Source organism: Xanthomonas sp. F14 (assembly GCF_014199865.1).
In genome coordinates this window covers 1,791,313-1,812,578 of sequence record NZ_JACHOM010000001.1, presented here as the reverse complement: position 1 = coordinate 1,812,578, position 21,266 = coordinate 1,791,313, and the positions used below count along the sequence as shown (strand labels likewise).

At 64.4% G+C, this 21,266-nt stretch carries 19 protein-coding genes and 1 tRNA gene; 16 read left to right on the top strand and 4 right to left on the bottom strand.

Annotation, left to right across the window (positions count from 1 at the left end; all coding sequences use genetic code 11):
* Nucleotides 1–2 precede the first annotated feature (2 nt).
* From nuoI to pnp, 14 genes are all read left to right on the top strand, one after another.
* A complete protein-coding gene (gene nuoI / locus GGR73_RS07775) occupies nt 3–491 on the top strand; it encodes an NADH-quinone oxidoreductase subunit NuoI (RefSeq protein WP_002810206.1) in 489 nt (162 codons plus the stop codon).
* Nucleotides 492–495: 4 nt separating this feature from the next.
* Nucleotides 496–1,158: an NADH-quinone oxidoreductase subunit J gene (locus GGR73_RS07770; protein ID WP_184456537.1), complete on the top strand. Its 663-nt coding sequence runs from the start codon at nt 496–498 to the stop codon at nt 1,156–1,158.
* Nucleotides 1,155–1,460: an NADH-quinone oxidoreductase subunit NuoK gene (gene nuoK, locus GGR73_RS07765; protein ID WP_006450557.1), complete on the top strand. Its 306-nt coding sequence runs from the start codon at nt 1,155–1,157 to the stop codon at nt 1,458–1,460. The genes GGR73_RS07770 and nuoK overlap by 4 nt, the downstream gene beginning before the upstream one ends.
* 7 nt (nt 1,461–1,467) lie before the next feature.
* Nucleotides 1,468–3,642: an NADH-quinone oxidoreductase subunit L gene (gene nuoL, locus GGR73_RS07760; protein WP_184456297.1), complete on the top strand. Its 2,175-nt coding sequence runs from the start codon at nt 1,468–1,470 to the stop codon at nt 3,640–3,642.
* A 20-nt stretch (nt 3,643–3,662) separates the two neighbouring features.
* Nucleotides 3,663–5,165: an NADH-quinone oxidoreductase subunit M gene (locus GGR73_RS07755; protein WP_039522180.1), complete on the top strand. Its 1,503-nt coding sequence runs from the start codon at nt 3,663–3,665 to the stop codon at nt 5,163–5,165.
* Nucleotides 5,166–5,201: 36 nt separating this feature from the next.
* Complete coding sequence (nuoN, locus tag GGR73_RS07750; RefSeq protein WP_024937972.1) at nt 5,202–6,662, top strand: NADH-quinone oxidoreductase subunit NuoN; 1,461 nt, start codon at nt 5,202–5,204, stop codon at nt 6,660–6,662.
* 201 nt (nt 6,663–6,863) lie between these two features.
* A tRNA-Met gene (locus GGR73_RS07745) sits at nt 6,864–6,940 on the top strand.
* Nucleotides 6,941–7,150: 210 nt separating this feature from the next.
* Entirely contained in the window at nt 7,151–7,741 is a 591-nt protein-coding gene (gene rimP, locus GGR73_RS07740; protein WP_046343329.1) for a ribosome maturation factor RimP, read from the top strand.
* Nucleotides 7,742–7,745: 4 nt separating this feature from the next.
* Nucleotides 7,746–9,257 (top strand): transcription termination factor NusA, encoded by a 1,512-nt coding sequence (nusA, locus tag GGR73_RS07735; RefSeq protein WP_024937970.1) that lies wholly within the window; start codon nt 7,746–7,748, stop codon nt 9,255–9,257.
* 95 nt (nt 9,258–9,352) lie between these two features.
* Entirely contained in the window at nt 9,353–12,061 is a 2,709-nt protein-coding gene (gene infB, locus GGR73_RS07730) for a translation initiation factor IF-2 (protein ID WP_054592534.1), read from the top strand.
* A gap of 140 nt (nt 12,062–12,201) precedes the next feature.
* Nucleotides 12,202–12,594, top strand: coding sequence for a 30S ribosome-binding factor RbfA (rbfA, locus tag GGR73_RS07725; protein ID WP_024937968.1), 393 nt, complete (start codon nt 12,202–12,204; stop codon nt 12,592–12,594).
* 80 nt (nt 12,595–12,674) lie between these two features.
* Entirely contained in the window at nt 12,675–13,601 is a 927-nt protein-coding gene (gene truB / locus GGR73_RS07720; RefSeq protein ID WP_104576118.1) for a tRNA pseudouridine(55) synthase TruB, read from the top strand.
* 157 nt (nt 13,602–13,758) lie between these two features.
* On the top strand, nt 13,759–14,019 hold the full coding sequence (gene rpsO, locus GGR73_RS07715; RefSeq protein WP_003485583.1) for a 30S ribosomal protein S15: 261 nt from the start codon (nt 13,759–13,761) through the stop codon (nt 14,017–14,019).
* Nucleotides 14,020–14,188: 169 nt separating this feature from the next.
* Nucleotides 14,189–16,303 (top strand): polyribonucleotide nucleotidyltransferase, encoded by a 2,115-nt coding sequence (pnp, locus tag GGR73_RS07710; RefSeq protein ID WP_054592535.1) that lies wholly within the window; start codon nt 14,189–14,191, stop codon nt 16,301–16,303.
* Between the two features lie 225 nt (nt 16,304–16,528).
* Here the strand turns inward: pnp and GGR73_RS07705 are convergent, their stop codons facing one another.
* From GGR73_RS07705 to GGR73_RS07695, 3 genes are all read right to left on the bottom strand, one after another.
* Nucleotides 16,529–17,575: a DUF2272 domain-containing protein gene (locus GGR73_RS07705; protein WP_104575955.1), complete on the bottom strand. Its 1,047-nt coding sequence runs from the start codon at nt 17,573–17,575 to the stop codon at nt 16,529–16,531.
* 62 nt (nt 17,576–17,637) lie between these two features.
* Nucleotides 17,638–18,522 (bottom strand): carboxylating nicotinate-nucleotide diphosphorylase, encoded by an 885-nt coding sequence (gene nadC, locus GGR73_RS07700; protein WP_184456295.1) that lies wholly within the window; start codon nt 18,520–18,522, stop codon nt 17,638–17,640.
* Nucleotides 18,519–18,788: a Trm112 family protein gene (locus GGR73_RS07695; protein WP_024937963.1), complete on the bottom strand. Its 270-nt coding sequence runs from the start codon at nt 18,786–18,788 to the stop codon at nt 18,519–18,521. The genes nadC and GGR73_RS07695 overlap by 4 nt, the downstream gene beginning before the upstream one ends.
* Before the next feature lie 58 nt (nt 18,789–18,846).
* Here GGR73_RS07695 and purE point away from each other — a divergent pair, with 58 nt between their 5' ends.
* Together purE and GGR73_RS07685 are read left to right on the top strand one after the other, a co-directional pair.
* Nucleotides 18,847–19,350: a 5-(carboxyamino)imidazole ribonucleotide mutase gene (gene purE / locus GGR73_RS07690; protein WP_039510673.1), complete on the top strand. Its 504-nt coding sequence runs from the start codon at nt 18,847–18,849 to the stop codon at nt 19,348–19,350.
* On the top strand, nt 19,347–20,492 hold the full coding sequence (locus tag GGR73_RS07685) for a 5-(carboxyamino)imidazole ribonucleotide synthase (RefSeq protein ID WP_102256526.1): 1,146 nt from the start codon (nt 19,347–19,349) through the stop codon (nt 20,490–20,492). Before purE ends, GGR73_RS07685 begins: the two co-directional genes overlap by 4 nt.
* 136 nt (nt 20,493–20,628) lie before the next feature.
* On the opposite strand, the gene GGR73_RS07680 is transcribed toward GGR73_RS07685, so the two are convergent.
* On the bottom strand, nt 20,629–21,207 hold the full coding sequence (locus tag GGR73_RS07680) for a superoxide dismutase (RefSeq protein ID WP_126965975.1): 579 nt from the start codon (nt 21,205–21,207) through the stop codon (nt 20,629–20,631).
* Nucleotides 21,208–21,266: the final 59 nt, after the last annotated feature.

Genomic DNA, 21,266 nt, shown 5'->3' with positions numbered 1-21,266 from the left:
TGATGAACAAGATCACCCATTACTTCAAGAGCCTGCTCCTGCTCGAACTGCTAGGCGGCCTGTGGCTGACGTTGAAATACACGTTCAAGCCCAAGTACACCGTGCTGTACCCGATGGAGAAGTTCCCGCAGTCGCCGCGTTTCCGTGGCCTGCACGCATTGCGTCGCTATCCCAACGGCGAAGAGCGCTGCATCGCCTGCAAGCTGTGCGAAGCGGTGTGCCCGGCGCTGGCGATCACCATCGACTCGGCCAAGCGCGAGGACGGCTCGCGCCGCACCACGCGCTACGACATCGATCTGTTCAAGTGCATCTTCTGCGGCTTCTGCGAAGAAAGCTGCCCGGTGGACTCGATCGTCGAGACGCACATCCTCGAGTACCACTTCGAGAAGCGTGGCGAGAACATTGTCAACAAGCCGCAGCTGCTGGCGATCGGAGACCGGTTCGAAACCGAGATCGCCGAGCGTCGCGCTGCCGATGCCGCCTTCCGTTGAGGTCATGATGGACTGGGTCACTATTGCTTTTTACGCCTTCTCCGCCGTCGCGGTCGTGTCCGCCGGTGCGGTGATCAGCGTGCGCAACCCGGTGTACGCCGTGTTGTGCCTGATCCTCACCTTCTTCTCGATGGCATGCATCTGGTTGCTGGTCGGCGCCGAGTTCCTCGGCGTGACGCTGGTGCTGGTCTACGTCGGCGCGGTGATGGTGCTGTTCCTGTTCGTGGTGATGATGCTGGACATCGACACCAGCCGCCTGCGCGAAGGGTGGGTCAAGTACATGCCGGTCGGTGTCATCGTGGCGGTTGCCATGCTGGCGCAGATGGTCACCCTGATCGGGGTCAAGGCGCGCAGTGCCGCACCGTTCCCGGCCGATAACGCCGCTGCGCAGGCCGCCGACGTCTCGAACCTGACCTGGCTGGCCAAGACCCTCTACACCCAGTTCCTGCTGCCGTTCGAGTTCGCCGCGGTGATCCTGACCGTGGCCGTGGTGGCCGCAGTGATGCTGACCCTGCGCAAGCGCGCCGGCATCAAGCACCAGAATGCGGGCGAGCAGTCGCGGGTGAAGGCGGGCGATCGTCTGCGCATGGTCAAAATGGCGGTTGAAAAGCCGGTACAGGTCGCGCCGAAGCTGGATGCGGCCGACGGACAGGAGGCGAAGTCTTGATTACCTTGGGCCACCTGCTGGGACTGGGCGCGGTGCTGTTCTGCATCTCCCTGGCCGGCATCTTCCTCAACCGCAAGAACGTCATCGTGCTGCTGATGTCGATCGAGCTGATGCTGCTGTCGGTCAACGTCAACTTCATTGCGTTCTCGCGCGAGCTTGGCGACCCCGCCGGTCAGCTGTTCGTGTTCTTCATCCTGACCGTTGCCGCCGCGGAGGCTGCGATCGGCCTTGCGATCCTGGTGACTCTGTTCCGCACGCGCCGCACGATCAATGTGGCCGAAGTCGATACGTTGAAGGGCTGACCTGTAGATGGAAATCACTCTCTCCAAGAGTCTGTTGATCGCGGTGGTGCTTGCACCGCTGGTCGGCAGCATCATCGCCGGCCTGTTCGGTCGCCAGGTAGGGCGCAAGGGCGCGCAATACGTCACTATCCTGGGTGTGGCGGTCAGCTGCGTGCTGTCGTGCCTGACGCTGTATCAACTGGTGGAGCAGGGCGCCAGCCCGTTCAACCAGAACCTGTACACCTTCTTCGATGTCGGTAACTACTCGGCGCATGTCGGCTTCATGGTCGATCGCCTGACCGCGATGATGATGGTGGTGGTGACCTTCGTGTCGCTGCTGGTGCACATCTACACCATCGGCTACATGGAAGAAGACCCGGGCTACCAGCGTTTCTTCAGCTACATCTCGTTGTTCACCTTCTCCATGCTCACGCTGGTGATGAGCAACAACTTCCTGCAGCTGTTCTTCGGCTGGGAAGCGGTGGGTCTGGTGTCCTACCTGTTGATCGGTTTCTGGTTCAAGCGCCCGACCGCCGTGTTCGCCAACATGAAAGCGTTCCTGGTCAATCGCGTCGGCGACTTCGGCTTCATTCTCGGCATCGCCGGTGTGCTGCTGTGGTTCGGCTCGCTGGATTACTCCACCGTGTTCGCCAACGCGACCACCATGGCCGGTGCCAAGGTGCAGCTGTTCGCGGGGCATGAGTGGAGCGTCATGACGCTGATCTGCATCTGCCTGTTCATCGGCGCGATGGGCAAGTCGGCGCAGGTGCCGTTGCACGTGTGGCTGCCGGACTCGATGGAAGGCCCGACCCCGATTTCGGCACTGATCCATGCCGCGACGATGGTGACCGCCGGCATCTTCATGGTCGCGCGCATGTCGCCGCTGTTCGAGCTGTCGGAAACCGCGTTGAACTTCATCCTGTTCATCGGTGCGACCACGGCCTTCTTCACCGGCCTGATCGGCATCGTGCAGAACGACATCAAGCGCGTGGTTGCGTACTCCACACTGTCGCAGCTGGGCTACATGACCGTGGCGCTGGGCGTGTCGGCGTATTCGGCCGCCGTGTTCCACCTGATGACGCATGCCTTCTTCAAGGCGCTGCTGTTCCTGGCGGCCGGTTCGGTCATCATCGGCATGCACCACGAGCAGGACATGCGCAAGATGGGTGGCCTGCGCAAGTACATGAAGGTGACCTACTGGACCAGCGTGATCGGTACCTTGGCACTGGTCGGTACGCCGTTCTTCTCCGGCTTCTACTCCAAGGACACCATCATCGAGGCAGCCGCACACCATGCCCATGAGTCGCATAGCTGGATCGCGACCTATGGCTACTGGGCAGTGCTCGGCGGCGTGCTGGTGACCAGCTTCTACAGCTTCCGCCTTCTGTTCCTGACCTTCCACGGCAAGGAGCGCTTCCGCGATGCCCATGCGCACGATGCGCATGCACATCACGACAGCGCGCACACCGATGCCGAGGCGCAGGTCCACGCGCACGACAGTCATGCGCACGACGCACATGCACACGATACGCACGGCCACGACGACCACGGTCATGGCCACCATGGTGCCCACGAGCCGCATGAATCCAAGTGGGTGGTGACGCTGCCGTTGATCCTGCTGGCGATCCCGTCGGTGGCGATCGGTTTCTTCACCATCGGTCCGATGCTGTTCGGCACCGACTGGCAGGGCCACCACGCCGCGCATGCGCTCAAGGGGCAGGCAGTGTCGTTCTTCACCGGCATCGTCGATTTCTACGATCCGGCGCGTGACACCGTCGGCGTACTGGCCGAAGAGTTCCATGGCCCGGTCGCCTTCGCGCTGCATGGCATGATGGCGGCGCCGTTCTTCCTGACGGTCGCCGGCCTGCTGCTGGCTGCGCTGTTCTATCTGTGGAAGCCGGAACTGGCTACCAAGTCGCGCAAGGCGTTCGCGCCGGTGGTGTGGCTGCTGGAAAACAAGTACGGCTTCGACAAGCTCTGGATCAATGGCTTCGCCGGTGGCGGCGTGGTCCTTGGCAAGGCGTCACGTGCCATCGATACCCATGTGGTCGACGGTGTCGTCGTCAATGGTTCTGCCCGACTGATCGACCTGGCTGCAAATCTGCTGCGTCGCACGCAATCCGGTTTCCTCTATCACTACGCCTTCGCAATGATCATCGGTTTGATCGCCTTGTTGGCGGTACTGATGCATTTCTGGCGTTGACCTGTACGGAATAAGAAAACGTGTCGAACTGGCCTTTACTGTCTATCTTGATCTGGCTGCCGATTATCGGTGGCGCCTTGATCCTTGCGTTGCGCAACGCCGAGACTGCCCGCTGGGCATCGTTGGCGGTGGCGGTGGCGACCTTTGTGCTGAGTCTGCCGCTGCTGGGCTACGACACCGCCAATGACGCCATGCAGTTCATCGAACTGCATGCCTGGATCCCGGCCTACAACATCGGCTACAACCTGGGCGTGGACGGCATCGCGGTCGCGTTGATCGTGCTCACCACGCTGGTGACGGTGCTGGCCCTGATTGGCGCCTGGCGCTCGATCGACAAGCGCGTCAATCAGTACGTCGCCGCCTTCCTGATCCTGGAAGGCGTCACGGTCGGCATCTTTGCCGCGACCGACGCGATGCTGTTCTATGTCTTCTTCGAAGCCATGCTGATCCCGATGTTCCTGATCATCGGCGTCTGGGGCGGTCCGCGGCGCATCTACGCGGCGATGAAGTTCTTCCTGTACACCTTCCTCGGCTCGGTGCTGATGCTGGTGGGCCTGGTCTACCTGTACCTGAAGGGCGGCAGCTTCCAGCTGGCCGATCTCTACGCGCTGCAGCTGACCGCCAAGGAGCAGACCTGGATCTTCTTCGCCTTCCTGATCGCGTTCGCGGTCAAGGTGCCGATGTTCCCGGTGCACACCTGGCTGCCGGATGCGCACGTCGAAGCGCCGACCGCCGGCTCGGTGATTCTGGCCGCGATCGCGTTGAAGATCGGCGGCTACGGCTTCCTGCGCTTCAACCTGCCGATCGTGCCGGATGCAAGCCACGAGTTCGCCTGGCTGGTGATCACGCTGTCGCTGATCGCGGTGATCTACGTCGGTCTGGTGGCCCTGGTGCAGGACGACATGAAGAAGCTGGTGGCGTATTCGTCCATCGCGCACATGGGCTTCGTCACCCTTGGCACCTTCATCGCCTTCACCCTGGTCCGTGAGTACGGCAGCACCGATGCCGCCCGCCTGGGCCTGCAGGGTGCGATGGTGCAGATGATTTCGCACGGCTTCGTGTCCGGTGCGATGTTCTCCTGCATCGGCGTGCTGTACGACCGCATGCATACCCGCCGCATCGCCGATTACGGCGGCGTGGTCAACGTGATGCCGTGGTTCGCGACGTTCTCCATGCTGTTCTTCATGGCCAATGCCGGCCTGCCGGGTACCAGTGGCTTCGTCGGCGAGTTCATGGTGATCCTGGCCAGCTTCCAGAAGCATCCGCTGGTTGCCTTCGCTGCCGCCACCACGCTGGTGATCACCGCCGCGTATACGCTGTGGCTCTACAAGCGCGTGTTCTTCGGCGAAGTGGCCAATGCCCATGTGGCCGAGCTGAAGGACATCAATGGCCGTGAGGCGTTCGTGCTGGGGGTGTTCGCCGTTGGCGTGCTGGCCCTGGGCCTGTATCCGAAGCCGCTGACCGATCTGATGGAACCATCGATCGCCAAGCTGGCTACCCAGATTGCCGCGTCCAAGCTGTAACAGCTTGCCGTACGTTTTGATTTCCAGGATTTGATGATGACCACGCCAACGCTCGCGCCGTTGACCACCGCTGACCTGGCTCCGCTTGTTCCGGAGCTGGTGCTGATCGGCGGCGCCTTTGCACTGCTGATGCTCGACCTGTTCGTGAGCCAGCGGAACAAGGTCTGGACCCACCTGTTCTCCGTCGCCGTGCTCGCGGTGGTGTTCGCGCTATTGGCGACCGGTACGGGCGGGCAGGGCGAGATCTTCCACGGCATGTTCGTGCGCGACACCGCGGCCGACGTGATGAAGACGGTGATCGTGCTGGTCAGTGGCCTGAGCCTGGTCTACGGCTGGACCTACCTGCGCGAACGTAATCTCTATCAGGGCGAGATCCCGGTGCTGGTGTTGTTCGCCACCGCCGGCATGATGCTGCTGACCTCGGCCGGCAGCCTGTTGATGGTGTACCTGGGCCTGGAACTGCTCGCGCTGTGCTCATACGCATTGGTCGCCTCCAATCGCGACAACGGCCTGGCCACCGAAGCGGCGATGAAGTACTTCGTGCTCGGTTCGCTGGCCTCGGGCCTGCTGCTGTACGGCATGTCGCTGGTCTACGGCGCCACCGGGACGCTGAGCTTGAGCGGCATCCACGACGCGATCGAAGGCTCCAATGAGCGCACGTTGCTGCTGACCGGCACCATCTTCATGATCGCCGGCGTGGCCTTCAAGCTCGGTGCTGCCCCGTTCCACATGTGGTTGCCTGACGTGTACCAGGGTGCGCCGGCGCCGATCGCCTTGTTCATCAGCTCTGCACCCAAGCTCGCTGCCTTCGGTATGGCGTATCGCCTGCTCGAGGTCGGCATGGGTCCGCTGTCGCCGCAGTGGCATCTGTTGATCGGCGGCCTGTCTGCAGTGTCGCTGGTGATCGGCAACCTGATGGCGATTGCGCAGAGCAACCTCAAGCGCATGCTGGCGTACTCGACCGTCTCGCACATCGGCTTTCTGTTGATGGGCGTGGCCGGCGGTGGCGAGGAAGGCTATGCCGCGGCGATGTTCTACGCGGTGAGCTACACCATCATGTCGACCGCCGCGTTCGGCGCGATCATCGCGTTGTCGCGCAATGGCTTCGAAGCCGAGAACATCGACGACTTCAAGGGACTCAACGCACGCAATCCGTGGATGGCCGGCCTGGTGCTGTGCATCATGGCCTCGCTTGCGGGTATCCCGCCGTTCCTGGGCTTCTGGACCAAGCTGGCGGTGCTCAGCGCCGCGGTAAATGGCGACATGCTGTGGCTGGCCCTGGTCGGTGTGCTCTGCGCGGTGATCGGCGCCTTCTACTATCTGCGTGTCATCAAGGTCATGTACTTCGATGAGCCGGTGGGCGAGCCGCTGCCGGCCAACAACGACCGTGTGCTGGGTACCGTGCTCGGTGTCAACGCACTTGCGTTGCTTGCGCTGGGCCTGGCCTGGAGCCCGATTATGGTGTGGTGCCAGCGTGCATTTGCAGGCCTTGCCTGAGTCACAGTCGTGGCATGACCTTGCGGCACATGTGCACACGCACTGTTGATGGGCCGACTGAAATAAAGTCGTGATTGCTGTTTCGTTTTTGTTGCAATGCGGTTATCATTTGCCGCGACGTTGAAGACCCCCGGGGTTTTCAATCGATGAAAAACTAGGGCTTGCAATTGCCGCTCAAGTTCTTCATAATTCCGCTTCTGCTGCGGGGTGGAGCAGTCTGGCAGCTCGTCGGGCTCATAACCCGAAGGTCGCAGGTTCAAATCCTGCCCCCGCTACCAAGTTTTGAATTACTGCTTTAATGCAATGCCTTAGGGCAGTCCTTCAGCTTCTTGGATCGCAAAGACGCATGTTCCCGTCTTTGCGCCGACCCTGAGAGGTCGGGCTTTTTTCACGCAAGGGGCCCATCGGGCCCCTTGTTTTTTCCGGAACCGGAAAGTTTGCTGCCGGTTGCCGGGGTTCTACTGGCAATCATCTGATCAGGGCAGTCTGTGAGCGAAAAAGCGACCGAAATCGCGAATCTGCTGAGTCCAACGGTTGAGTCCTTGGGCTTGGAACTGCTGGGTGTGGAATATCTTCCCGCTCCAGGTGGCGCCACATTGCGCCTGTACATCGATGTGCCGCTGGCCGAACAGCCCGAGCGTGTTATCAACGTCGACGACTGCGAGCGTGTGAGCCGCGAAGTCTCGGCCCAGCTCGACGTCGAAGACCCCATCACCGGCAACTACACGCTCGAGGTGTCCTCGCCGGGTGTGGACCGTCCGTTGTTCACGCTGGAGCAGTTCGGCCGTCACGTTGGCGAGTCCGCCAAGATCGTGCTGAAGCTGGCGCAGGATGGCCGGCGCCGCTTCCAGGGCCAGATCGTGCGAATCGACTCCGAGACGGATGCGGTGGTGTTCGCCGTCGACGGCAAGGATGTGCAGATCGGCTTCGACAACATCGACAAGGCGCGCATCCTGCCGGATTGGGTCGCCCTGGGCCTGGCCCCGCAAAAACCGAACAAGCCCGGCCCGAAAAAACCCGGGCACGACAAGAAGAAACCATCCAACGAGTCGGCGGCTGGCAAGCCGCGCGCGGAGTGACGAAATGAGCAAGGAACTTTTGCTGGTAGTGGATGCGGTGGCCAACGAAAAGGGCGTGCCGCGCGAAGTGATCTTCGATGCGATCGAGGCCGCGCTGGCTTCCGCAGCGAAGAAGCGCTATCCCGACCAGGACGTGCTGACGCGCGTGACCATCGACCACAAGGACGGTAACTACGAAACCTATCGTCGTTGGGAAGTGGTTGCCGACGATGTCGTGATGGAATCCCCGGATCGCCAGGTGCGTCTGATGGATGCCGTCGACGAAGCCGACGGCGTCGAGGTGGGAGACTACATCGAAGAACAGATCGAAAACCCGGACTTCGGCCGTATCGCGGCGCAGGCTGCCAAGCAGGTGATCGTGCAGCGTGTGCGCGAGGCCGAGCGTCAGCAGGTGGTCGATGCCTGGAAGGATCGCGTCGGCGAGTTGATCACCGGTGTGGTCAAGCGCGCCGAGCGCGGCAACATCTTTGTCGATCTGGGCGGCAATGCCGAAGCCTTCATTCCCAAGGACAAGGGCATTCCGCGCGATGTGCTGCGCCCGGGCGACCGCGTGCGCGGCTATCTGGCCGAAGTGCGTTCCGAGCCACGTGGCCCGCAGCTGTTCATCAGCCGCGCCGCGCCGGAATTCATGATCGAGCTGTTCAAGCTCGAAGTGCCGGAAGTGGGCCAGGGCCTGGTCGAGATCAAGGCATGCGCACGCGATCCGGGCGACCGCGCCAAGATCGCGGTGATCGCGCACGACACCCGCACCGATCCGATCGGCGCGTGCATCGGCATGCGTGGTTCGCGCGTGCAGGCGGTATCCAATGAGCTCAATGGCGAGCGCGTGGACATCGTGCTGTGGAACGAGAACCCGGCCAACTTCGTCATCAATGCGATGGCGCCGGCCGAAGTGCAGTCGATCATTGTCGATGAAGACAAGCACTCGATGGATCTGGCCGTGGCGGAAGATCGCCTGGCCCAGGCGATCGGCAAGGGCGGCCAGAACGTGCGTCTGGCCAGCCGCCTGACCGGTTGGCAGCTCAACGTGATGACCGCCGACCAGGTGGCCGCCAAGTCCGAAGCCGAGCAGACCTCCGCGCGCCAGTTGTTCATGGATCGCCTGGAAGTGGACGAAGAAATCGCAGCGATCCTGGTGACTGAAGGCTTCAATACGGTCGAAGAAATCGCCTACGTGCCGGTCGGCGAGTTGCTGGCGGTGGAAGGCTTCGACGAAGACATCGTCGAAGAGTTGCGCGCCCGCGCCCGCGATGCGTTGCTCAACGCTGCGCTGGCAGAGGAAGAAGGCCTGGAAGGAACTCAGCCCACCGAGGACCTGCTGGCGCTGGAGGGGATGGACGAGGAAACGGCCTTTGCTCTGGCCGAGCACGGCGTGCGCACCAGCGAGGACCTGTCCGACCTGGCAGCGGACGAGATCGTCGACTTCGGCATCGAGGGTCTGACCCAGGAGCGCGCCGCGGCGCTGATCCTGGCGGCCCGCGCCGAGGAGATCGCCCGTTTGGAGCGCGGCGAATGAGCCGGCAATGAACCGCGCCCTGACCCCATCAGGGCTTAGAATCAGCGTTTCCCTTGCTCTGGGCGAGGGGGCGCCAACCAGATCATAGGATCCGAATGTCGCAGCAAACCACCATCCGCAAGCTTGCCGAACTGGTCAATACGCCGGTCGATAAACTGCTGGTTCAACTGGCCGAGGCCGGAATGAAGTTCAGCGGTCCCGACCAGGTCGTGACCAGCACCGAGAAGATGAAACTGCTTGGCTTCCTGCGTCGCACGCATGGCAAGGCCGAGACGCCTGCCGAAGCGGCGAGCGAAGCAGCCAAGAAGATCACCCTCAACCGGCGCAAGCTGCAGGAAGTCACGGTCAGCGCCGGCCGCACCAAGACCACGGTCAACGTGGAAGTGCGGCAGAAGCGCACCTATGTGAAGTCCGAAAACGAAGGCGGCGGCCGTCCTGCGCCGATGACGCCGGACGAAGAGCGCGCCGACATCCTGGCCAAGCTCGCCGCTTCGCGTCAGCGCAATCTCGACGAGCAGCAGGCACTGGCCGAAAGCGACCGCCTGCGCGACGAGGCGATCCAGCGCAAGCGCGAAGAGGAACAGGCTGCGCGCGACCGCGCCGAAGCCGAGCGCAAGGCTGCCGAGGAAGCCGCTGCGGCTGCCAGTGCGCCGGCGCCGGTGGCTGCCGCACCCGCACCGTCTGCAGCGCCTGCCGCACGCGCACCGTCGCCGTCGTCTGCGCCGCGTCCGGCCCGTCCGGCTGGCGCATCGCCGGCATCGCGCCCGGCCACGCCGGCGCGTCCGGACGACCGTTCCAATGCCGCCAAGCACAAGACGCGCGGTTCGCACGTCATGGTGGCCGGTGTCGAGGACGACGATGCGACCAAGCGTTTTGCCGGGCAGTTGCACCTGTCCGCGGCAGATCGTGCGCGCCGTTCCAACGTGCGCGGCAAGCCGACCGGTCGTCCGGGCTCGTCGTCCTCGCGTCGTGGCAACGACAATGGCCGTGGTGGCAACCAGGGCAACAGCGGTCCGCACGGATTCGAACGTCCGACCGCACCGGTGGTGCGCGAAGTGGCGATCGGCGAGACCATCACCGTGGCCGATCTGGCGCAAAAGCTCGCGCTCAAGGGCGGCGACGTGGTCAAGGCGCTGTTCAAGATGGGCGTCATGGCGACCATCACCCAGAGCATCGACCATGACACCGCCGCGCTGGTGACCGAAGAACTCGGCCACAAGGCCGTGCGTGCCGACAATGCCGACTTCGAGGATGCGCTGCTGGCACATGCCGAGGATGCGCAGGGCGATGCCACGCCGCGTCCGCCGGTGGTGACCATCATGGGTCACGTCGATCACGGCAAGACCTCGCTGCTGGATTACATCCGTCGCACCAAGATCGCCTCCGGCGAAGCCGGCGGCATCACCCAGCACATCGGTGCGTACCACGTTGAAACCGCCCGTGGCGTCATCAGCTTCCTGGATACGCCCGGCCATGCCGCGTTTACCTCGATGCGTGCCCGTGGCGCCAAGATCACCGACATCGTGGTGCTGGTGGTTGCAGCCGATGACGGCGTGATGCCGCAGACCAAGGAAGCGGTGGCGCATGCCAAGGCGGCAGGCGTCCCGTTGATCGTGGCGGTGAACAAGATCGACAAGGCCGGCGCCGATCCGCTGCGGGTCAAGAACGAATTGCTGGCCGAAAACGTGGTGGCCGAAGAGTTCGGCGGCGATACCCAGTTCATCGAAGTGTCGGCCAAGGTCGGTACCGGTGTGGACACGCTGCTGGACGCGATTTCGCTGCAGGCCGAAGTGCTGGAACTCAAGGCAGTGGCCGAAGGCCGCGCCAGCGGCACCGTGATCGAATCCTCGCTGGACAAGGGCCGCGGCCCGGTGGCCACGGTGCTGGTGCAGCAGGGCGCGCTGAAGCGTGGCGATTACCTGGTGTGCGGCATCCAGTACGGCCGCGTGCGTGCGCTGTTCGACGAGACCGGCCACCAGCCGGCCTCGGCCGGCCCGTCGATCCCGGTGCAGGTGCTCGGCCTGTCCGGCGTGCCGGAAGCCGGCGACGACTTCGTGGTCGTCGACGACGAGCGTCTGGCCAAGGACGTGGCGCAGCAGCGCGAAACCAAGCGTCGCGAGTCGCGTCTGGTGGCCTCGGCCAGCAACCGCATGGAAGACATCCTGGCTCAGATGGGCAAGGGTGAAGGCCAGCAGGTGCTGAACCTGGTGATCAAGGCCGACGTGCAGGGCTCGGTGGAAGCGCTCAAGCAATCGCTGGTGGCGTTGTCCAACGACGACATCCGCATCAACGTGATCCACTCCGGCGTGGGCGGCATCACCGAATCCGATGCGAATTCGGCAGCGGCCTCCAAGGCCACGGTGATCGGCTTCAACGTGCGTGCCGATGCCTCGGCCCGCAAGATCGTCGAGTCCAACGGCATCGATCTGCGTTACTTCTCGATCATCTATGACGTGATCGACCAGGTGAAGCAGGTGGCCTCCGGTCTGCTCGGCGTGGAAATCCGCGAAGAGATCATCGGTATCGCGCAGGTCCGCGACGTGTTCCGCAGCTCCAAGTTCGGCGCGGTTGCAGGCTGCATGATCATCGAAGGTGTGGTGAAGCGCAGCAAGCCGATCCGCGTGCTCCGCGACAGCGTCGTGGTGTTCGAGGGCGAGCTGGAATCGCTGCGTCGCTTCAAGGAAAACGTCGAGGAAGTGCGTAACGGTACCGAGTGCGGTATCGGCGTGAAGGCTTACAACGACGTCAAGGCCGGCGATCAGATCGAGTGCTTCGAGCGTATCGAAGTCGCCCGTACGCTGTAACGGCTGCCGGGGCCTGCGGGCCCGGACTCCGCCAGGCGGAGTTGCAAGGCAAGTTCTGCAAGGCGAGGGCGGCATGGCCGCCCGCGTCCGTTTTTGGCTTCGGTGCCAATTGGCCCTCCGAATCAACCAGGTCCATGACCATGCCAACCAAATCATTCCATCGCACCGACCGCGTTTCGGCGCAGGTGCGTCGCGACCTCGGCACGATCGTGCACGCGGCCGTGCGCGACCACGGCCTGCCGTCGGTCAGCGTTTCCGACGTCGAAATCAGCCGCGACCTGGCGCATGCCAAGGTGTTCGTCACCGCGCTGCAGCAGGAACGCTCGGCCGAAGCGGTCAAGGGGCTCAAGGAAATCGCCGGTCAGTTGCGTACGCAGCTGGCGCGCGCGATGAAGCTGCGCCACGTGCCCGAGCTGCATTTCCATTACGACGATTCGGTCGACCGCGGCGAGCGTATCGACAACCTGCTGCGTGACCTGGACGATGTCGGCCCCGAGGCCGCATCCAGCGACGAGGACGCCGAGCAGCGCTGAGCGCTGCCGGCCCGCCGCCTGTCGATCAGCGGCCCCGATTTCAACGGGCACGCACAGTGCCCGCTTCGAGCACCGATCTGTTGAAACCCCGTATCGTCTATCGCCCGTTGCACGGCATCCTGTTGCTCGACAAGCCGGCTGGAGTCAGCTCCAACACGGCCTTGCAGTCCGCGCGCCGTTTGTTGCGTGCCGAAAAGGGCGGCCACACCGGCAGCCTGGATCCGCTGGCCACCGGCTTGCTGCCGCTGTGTCTGGGCGAGGCCACCAAGATTGCCGGCCTGCTGCTCGGTTCGGCCAAGGCCTACGACGCCGAGATCGTGCTGGGTGTCACCACCGATACCGACGATGCCGATGGTCAGGTGTTGCGCGAGCGTGCGGTGCCGGCACTGGGCGAAGACGCGCTGCGTGCAGCGCTGACGCCCTTTATCGGGCGCATCCGCCAACAGGCGCCGATCTATTCTGCGCTCAAGCAGGGTGGCGAGCCGCTGTACGCCAAGGCTCGCCGTGGCGAGGTGATCGAGGCGCCGGTGCGCGAGGTCGATGTGCATGCGATCGATGTGCTCGGTTACGCCGCGCCGCGGCTGCAGCTGCGTGTGACCTGCGGCTCGGGCACCTATATCCGCAGCCTGGCGCGCGATCTGGGCGAGGTGCTTGGCTGCGGTGCGCATATCGCCTCGCTGCGCCGGCTCTGGGTGGAGCCGTTTCGCGCGCCGCAGATGATCACGCTGGAAGCGCTGTCGGCAGCCCTGGAAGCGGGCACCGACGCGCAGGAGCTATTACTGCCGATCGAGGCCGGACTGGCCGATTTTGCGCGGATCGTGCTCGATGCGTCGCATGCGGCGCGTTTTCGCATGGGCCAGCGTCTGCGCGATCCTGCTTTCCCGACCGGCCAGGTGGCGGTGTTCGGACCCGACGGGATCCCCTCAGGGCTAGGCCTGGTGGACGCGGAGGGGCGTTTGTCGCCGCAGCGATTGTTCAATGGACTGAACGAAGCAGGGGCTTGTTAAGGTTTAGTCAACTTGTTCCCGGGCCCGCACGACGTTACAATTTTGCGGCCCCGATCGGGGCACCTCCAGCGCCAAGCGCGCTCATCCCTAGCAAACGGCGAGTCCGGCGGTGCGTCATGCACGTTCCTGCCGACCACGCATCTATCGAGTAAACATCATGTCCGTCGACACCCAGAAAGTTATTGAAGACAACAAGCGCAGCGCCCAGGACACCGGTTCGCCGGAAGTGCAGGTCGCCCTGCTGACCGCGCGCATCGAGCTGCTGACTGGTCACTTCAAGACCCACAAGAAGGATCACCACAGCCGTCGTGGCCTGCTGCAGATGGTCAACCGTCGCCGCAGCCTGCTCGACTACCTGAAGAAGAAGGACAACGAGCGTTACAAGTCCTTGATCGAGAAGCTCGGCCTGCGCCGCTAATCGAGTCACACCGCCGCGGCGCAGCGATGCGCCGCGGCTTTGTTTTGGTCATTCGCATCACGTTATCTGCAGCATGCAGTTCATGGGCCGGAGCCTCCCGGCCGCCCGTTCTCGGCATGGGTCGACGACGGTCCAACGAAGACAGCAACACCTAAGGGAAAAAACCTCCGTGGCAAAAATCACCAAAACCTTCCAGTACGGCAAGCACACCGTCACCCTGGAGACGGGCGAAATCGCTCGCCAGGCAGGCGGCGCCGTCATCGTCAAGTTCGACGACACCGTACTGCTGGTCACCGCCGTCGCCGCCAAGAGCGCGCGCGAAGGGCAGGACTTCTTTCCTCTGACGGTTGATTATCAGGAGAAGTTCTACGCCGGCGGCCGCATCCCGGGCGGCTTCTTCAAGCGCGAAGGACGTGCGACCGAGAAGGAAACGTTGATCTCGCGCCTGATCGATCGCCCGATCCGTCCGCTGTTCCCGGAGGACTACAAGAACGAAGTGCAGATCATCGCCACCGTGATGTCGATGAACCCGGACATCGACGGCGATATCGCCGCGCTGATCGGCGCATCGGCCGCGCTGTCGCTGGCCGGCACCCCGTTCAACGGCCCGATCGCTGCGGCGAAGGTTGGTTACAAGAATGGCGAATACATCCTCAACCCGACCGTGACCGAGCTGAAAGATTCGCAGCTGGAGCTGGTCGTGGCCGGTACCGCCAATGCGGTGCTGATGGTCGAGTCCGAAGCCGAGCTGCTGTCGGAAGAAGTGATGCTGGGCGCGGTGACGTTCGGCCATCGCGAGATGCAGAAGGTCATCAACATCATCAACGAGCTGACCGTCGAAGCCGGCACCAAGCCGTCCGACTGGGTGGCTCCGGCCAAGAACGACAGCATGATCGCTGCGCTGAAGGAAGCGGTGGGCGACCAGCTCGCGTCGGCGTTCCAGGTGCGTGACAAGCTGCAGCGCCGCGACGCGATTTCGGCGATCAAGAAGGACGTGCTGGGTGCGCTGGCACCGCGCGCCACGGTCGAAGGCTGGGCTGCCGGTGACCTGTCCAAGGAATTCGGCGAGCTGGAATACCAGACCATGCGCGGCTCGGTGCTGAGCACCAAGGTGCGCATCGACGGCCGTGCACTGGATACCGTGCGTCCGATCAGCGCCAAGGCCGGCGTGCTGCCGCGTACCCACGGTTCGGCGCTGTTCACCCGCGGCGAGACCCAGGCGATCGTGATCACCACGCTCGGCACCGCACGCGACGGTCAGGTCATCGACGCCGTCTCGGGCGAGTACAAAGAGAACTTCCTGTTCCATTACAACTTCCCTCCTTACTCGGTGGGCGAGTGCGGTCGTTTCGGCGCGCCGAAGCGTCGCGAGATCGGCCACGGTCGCCTGGCCAAGCGCGGCGTGCTGGCGGTGATGCCGAGCCTGGAAGAATTCCCGTACACCATCCGCGTGGTCTCGGAAATCACCGAGTCCAACGGTTCGTCCTCGATGGCATCGGTCTGCGGCAGCTCGCTGGCGCTGATGGACGCCGGTGTGCCGATCAAGGCGCCGGTCGCCGGTATCGCGATGGGCCTGGTCAAGGAAGGCAACGACTTCGTGGTGCTGTCGGACATCCTGGGTGACGAAGATCACCTCGGCGACATGGACTTCAAGGTGGCCGGCACTTCCGAAGGCGTGTCCGCGTTGCAGATGGACATCAAGATCGAAGGCATCACCGAAGAAATCATGAAGCAGGCATTGCAGCAGGCCAAGGCCGGCCGTCTGCACATCCTCGGCGAGATGGCGCATGCGCTGACCACCCCGCGTCAGGAATTGAGCGATTACGCGCCGCGCTTGCTGACCATCAAGATCCACCCGGACAAGATCCGCGAAGTGATTGGCAAGGGCGGCTCGACCATCCAGGCCATCACCAAGGAAACCGGTACCCAGATCGACATCCAGGACGACGGCACGATCATCATCGCCTCGGTCAATGCGATTGCCGCGCAAGCTGCGAAGTCGCGCATCGAGCAGATCACCTCGGACGTGGAGCCGGGCCGCATTTACGAAGGCAAGGTCGCCAAGATCATGGACTTCGGTGCGTTCGTCACCATCCTGCCGGGCAAGGACGGCCTGGTGCACGTCTCGCAGATCTCCAGCGAGCGCGTGGAAAAGGTCGGCGACAAGCTGAAGGAAGGCGATCTGGTCCGCGTCAAGGTGCTGGAAGTGGACAAGCAGGGCCGTATCCGTCTGTCGATCAAGGCAGTTGAAGAAGGCGAGGGCGTTCCGCCGTCGGCCGAGTAATCGCCGCTGGTTGATGCGTCACGAAAAAGCGGGCTTCGGCCCGCTTTTTTGTTGGGTGTTCGGCAAGGGCGCCTGACTTGATCCTTCTCCTGCGGGAGAAGGTGCCCCGCAGGGGCGGATAAGGTTACGCGCGAAGCCTCGCGCGGTTGAACCTTGGCCAGGGCTTCCGCCTTCGTGCCCTCACCCCAACCCCTCTCCGGATGGGAGAGGGGCTTTGAGCCTTGCTTACCCGGGCTGCTGTGTCGGCGCGGGCTGTGTTTCCGGACGCGGCGGCACCACGCGCGGGAAACCCGGTGGCATCGTGGTCGGTAAGGTGGTTGGCGAAGGCAGCGGTTCGACCGGTGGTGGCGCCGTCATCACCGCATCCGGGCGCAGCTTCAACAGAGCCGCCCAGTCGCGTCGATTGAAATCGCAGAGTTCTTCGTGTGCCGGCGTGCACTCGCTGGCGATGCCCATGCCGTCCTCGCTCTGGTCCTGGCTGCCGTCAGATTGGGGCGTCGGCAACACCACGCGGCCGGCGCGGTCCAGCGGCATCTTGCGCATCATCACCGTGTTGAACACATTGCCGCCGATCAGGTACAGGGTGCGATCGCCACCGACGTTGGCGGCGATCACCACGTCGCAATGCGATTGCCACGGCATCGGCGCGCTGCCGCCAAGCCCGGCCTTGAGGCCGGCGTAGCCGAGCGCAGCGCTGCGCCCGCGCAGCAGGCACAGCAGATCGCCGGGGGCGGGTTTTTCCACCGCCGGGTCGGTGAACTGGTACGGGCCGCTTGCGCCATCGTTGTAGGCGCTGCGGATGTAATCCAGATGGCGTGCAGAGCGGTGGAAACCGCTCAGTCCGGCCTGCGTCATCACCCAGGAGATGAAGGCGGCCGACCACGGGTTGTCGACCAGGAACGCGCGGCAATCGCTGGCGGTGTAGCGCGTGCCATCCAGTGCCGCGCAACTCGATGCGCCGGGGCGGCCGCCCATCGATGCCAGCGTGCCGCTGTCGCGCCAGTAGCCGGCCACGCGTTGCCAGGCGACCACGCCGTGGTCGGCCAGATAGCCCGATTCGGCCTCGGTCACGCCCAGGCTTGCCAGACGGCCCTTGGCATCGATAAACGGGTGCTGCCACAGGCGGTGCTCGTTGCAGGCACTGCGCACGATGGCGATTGCTGCAGGGCTGGTGCCGAAGCGCGGGGGCACATCGCAGACTTCCGCGGCGGCCGCGGTGCCGCCCCATGCGGCCAACACCAGACAGAGCCACGGCCAAGGTTTTACAGTCATCGCAGATCCTGCACAGAACAATCGCAGCAGGCTGACAGAGCCGGCTGCGGGCACGCGTGAAATCAGCGCGGCGGCGGGCCGAGTTTGAGCGACAGATCGACCGCCTGCACGTGCTTGGTGAGCCCGCCGATGGAGATGCAATCCACGCCATCGGCTGCAATGGCGGCAATGCCGGCCAGATCCACGCTGCCGGAGACTTCCAGCGGAATGCGTCGTTCGCGCGGCAGGGCGGCAACGATGCGCACCGCGTCGCGACGCATCACCGGGTCGAAATCGTCGATCAGGATGCGCGTGCAACCGACCTGCAAGGCCTCGTGCAGCTGCTCCAGCGTTTCCACCTCCACCACCAGCGGCAACTGCGGTTGCTGCGCACGTGCGGCATGCACGGCGGCGCTCAGCGAGCCGGCGGCGCGAATATGGTTTTCCTTGAGCATCACCGTGTCGAACAGGCCGATGCGGTGGTTGTCGCCACCGCCGCAGCGCACCGCGTATTTCTGCGCGACGCGCAGGCCCGGCAGCGTCTTGCGCGTGTCCAGGATGCGCGTGCCGGTGCCGGCCACGGCGGCCACGTATGCAGCGGTGGCGGTCGCGGTGGCCGACAGCGTCTGCATGAAATTGAGCGAGGTGCGCTCGGCGCTGACCAGGCTGCGGCTGCGTCCATGCAGCAGCGCCAGCACCGTGCCGGCGGCGACGTGCTGGCCTTCGTGCACCTGCCAGTCGATCCGCACCTGCGGATCGAGCGCGCGGTGCGTGGCGTCGAACCACGGCCGCCCGGCGATCACGGCGTCCTGCTTGCACAGCAGGTATGCGCTGTCTGGCTGATCGGGCAACAGCGCCGCGGTCACATCGCCGCTGCCGATGTCCTCGGCCAGCGCGCGCGCCACATCGGCCTCCACCAGCGCGGCCGGTGGCGCCTCCGGCACGGTGGTGCGAACGGAAGGATTCACTTTTCGGGGAAGTCGGCGATCTGTGCAGTGCCGATGGCTTCTTCGGCCAGCAGCACCGGAATGCCGTCGTCGACGCGGAAGATCTGCTTGCGGTCGCGCGTGATCAGCGCCTCGCGCAGTGGCTGTGTCTGCGCGGTGCCGTCGGCACGCTGCAGGGTTCCGCCGGCGATGGCGGTGTTGAGTGCCTCCAGGCCCTTGCCGTCGAGCAGCGAGAGCGGCTGGCGGGTGTCGGGCGAGCACAGCAGGTCGAGCAGTTTGCGATCCATCGAAGTCTTGTCTTGCGTGGAAGATGGCTAGAATACGTCTTTACCGCAGGGCAGGGCCATGACCTCCAACCACTCCGCGCCGCTGGTCGGCATCGTGATGGGTTCCCGTTCCGATTGGGAAACCATGCAACACGCAGCTCAGAAGCTCGATGCGCTGGGCGTGCCTTACGAAGTCAAGGTGGTCTCGGCGCACCGCACACCGGACGTGTTGTTCAGCTATGCCGAGCAGGCTGGCGCACGCGGTCTGCGCGCGATCATTGCCGGTGCCGGCGGTGCGGCGCATCTGCCGGGCATGCTGGCGGCCAAGACGGCGGTGCCGGTGCTCGGTGTGCCGGTACAGTCCAAGGCGCTCAACGGCATGGATTCGTTGCTGTCGATCGTGCAGATGCCGGCCGGGATTCCGGTGGCGACGTTTGCAATCGGCAATGCCGGCGCGGCCAATGCGGCCTTGTTCGCCGCTGCGATGCTGGCGCCGGAGCAGGCGCAGATCGGTCAGGCACTGGCGCAGTTCCGCGCCAGGCAGACCGACGATGTCATGGCCAGCGACGACCCGCGCCAATGACCACGGTCGGCATTCTGGGTGGCGGCCAGTTGGCCCGCATGCTGGTGTTGGCCGGCGCGCCGCTGGGCTTGCGGTTTGCGGTGTTCGACCCGGCCACCGATGCCTGCGCAGGGCAGGTGGCGCCGCTGCAGGCAGGCGCCTTCGACGACACCGCCGCGCTTGCCGCATTCGCCGCGCACGTGGATGTGATCACCTTCGATTTCGAAAACGTGCCGGCCGCCGGCGCGCAGCAGTTGGCTGCGCAGGTGCCGGTGTTTCCCAGCGCTGCCGCGTTGGCGGTGGCGCAGGACCGGCTCAGCGAAAAAACCCTGTTCCGCGAGCTCGGCATTCCGGTGCCCGAGTTCGCCGCCATCGACGACCGTGCAGGGCTCGACGCTGCATTGGCCCGTGTCGGCACGCCGTGCGTGCTCAAGACACGTCGCTTCGGCTACGACGGCAAGGGCCAGTTCCGCATCAAGACGCTGGCCGATGCCGATGCCGCGTGGGACGCGCTCGGCGCGCAGGCGGCGAAGGTCGGGCTGATCGTGGAGGCCTTCGTGCCGTTCGAGCGCGAGGTCAGCGTGGTGGCAGTGCGTGGGCGTGATGGCGAATTCCGCGCCTGGCCGCTGACCGAGAACTGGCATGTGGACGGCGTGCTCTCGGCCAGTCTTGCGCCGGCGCGTGTGGATGCCGGCTTGCAGGCTGCGGCAGAGACGCATGCGCGTGCGGTCGCCGAGCGGCTGGACTACGTCGGCGTGTTCGCGCTGGAACTGTTCGTACGCGATGGCCAGTTGCTCGCCAACGAGATGGCGCCGCGCGTGCACAACTCCGGGCATTGGACCATCGAGGGTGCCGAGACCTCACAGTTCGAAAATCATGTGCGCGCCGTGCTCGGTCTGCCGCTCGGCAGCACCGCGATGCGCGGGCATGCCTGCATGCTCAACTGGCTGGGCGCGATGCCGGACGCGACTGCATTTTTGGCGGTGCCCGGTGGGCATTGGCACGACTACGGCAAGCAATCGCGCGAGGGCCGCAAGGTCGGCCATGCCACACTGCGCGCCGAGACGCCGCAGCTGCTTGCTCAGGCCCTGAGCGACGCAGGCGCCGCGCTGCAGCGTGATGCGCAGGTGGAACCGGTGCTCGCGCGTTTGAGCGAAGGGTGATTCGCAGAGCCATCGGTGGCACTGCTGGCCTCGCCGATGCGCAGGTCCGTGGCGAAGATGCACGCAGTGCGCGATGCCGCCGGACGCTGTTGCAACAGGTCACCTGATCGTTGACCTGTTGCAACGGCGCAAGCGGCTAACCCAACCGGCTGGCCACGAACTCCCAGTTGATCAGCTTCCAGAACGCGTCCAGGTACTGCGCGCGGTCCTGCCGGTAATCCAGGTAATAGGCGTGCTCCCAGAGGTCGCAGGTGAGCAGCGGGGTGTCCGGCCCGGTGAGCGGCGTGGACGCATTCGGCGTGGCGACGATCGCCAGTGCGCCATCCGGGCGCTGCACCAGCCACACCCAGCCCGAGCCGAAGCTGCCCAGGGCGACGCGGTTGAATTCCTGCTTGAAATGCACGAAGTCGCCGAACGATTTGGCGATGCGGTCGGCCAGCCGGCCCAGCGGCTCACCGCCGCCGCGCGGGCGCAGGCACTGCCAATAGAAATTGTGGTTCCACACCTGCGCAGCCAGATGGAATAGCGTGCCCTGCGCCTGCGCGATGATGTCTTCCAGCGTCAGCTCGGCGAACTCGCTGCCTTCGATGCGCGCATTGAGCCGATCGACCTCGCTGCGGTGACAGACGCCGTGGTGCGCCTCCAATGTGGCGGCAGACAGATGCGGCTCCAGGGCGACGCGGGAGTAGGGCAGTGCAAGGTGTTCGATCGGCATGATGGCAAGGGCAGCGAAGGGAGTGCGGCGACAGGTCGCGCTGAAGGCTTACAATGCGC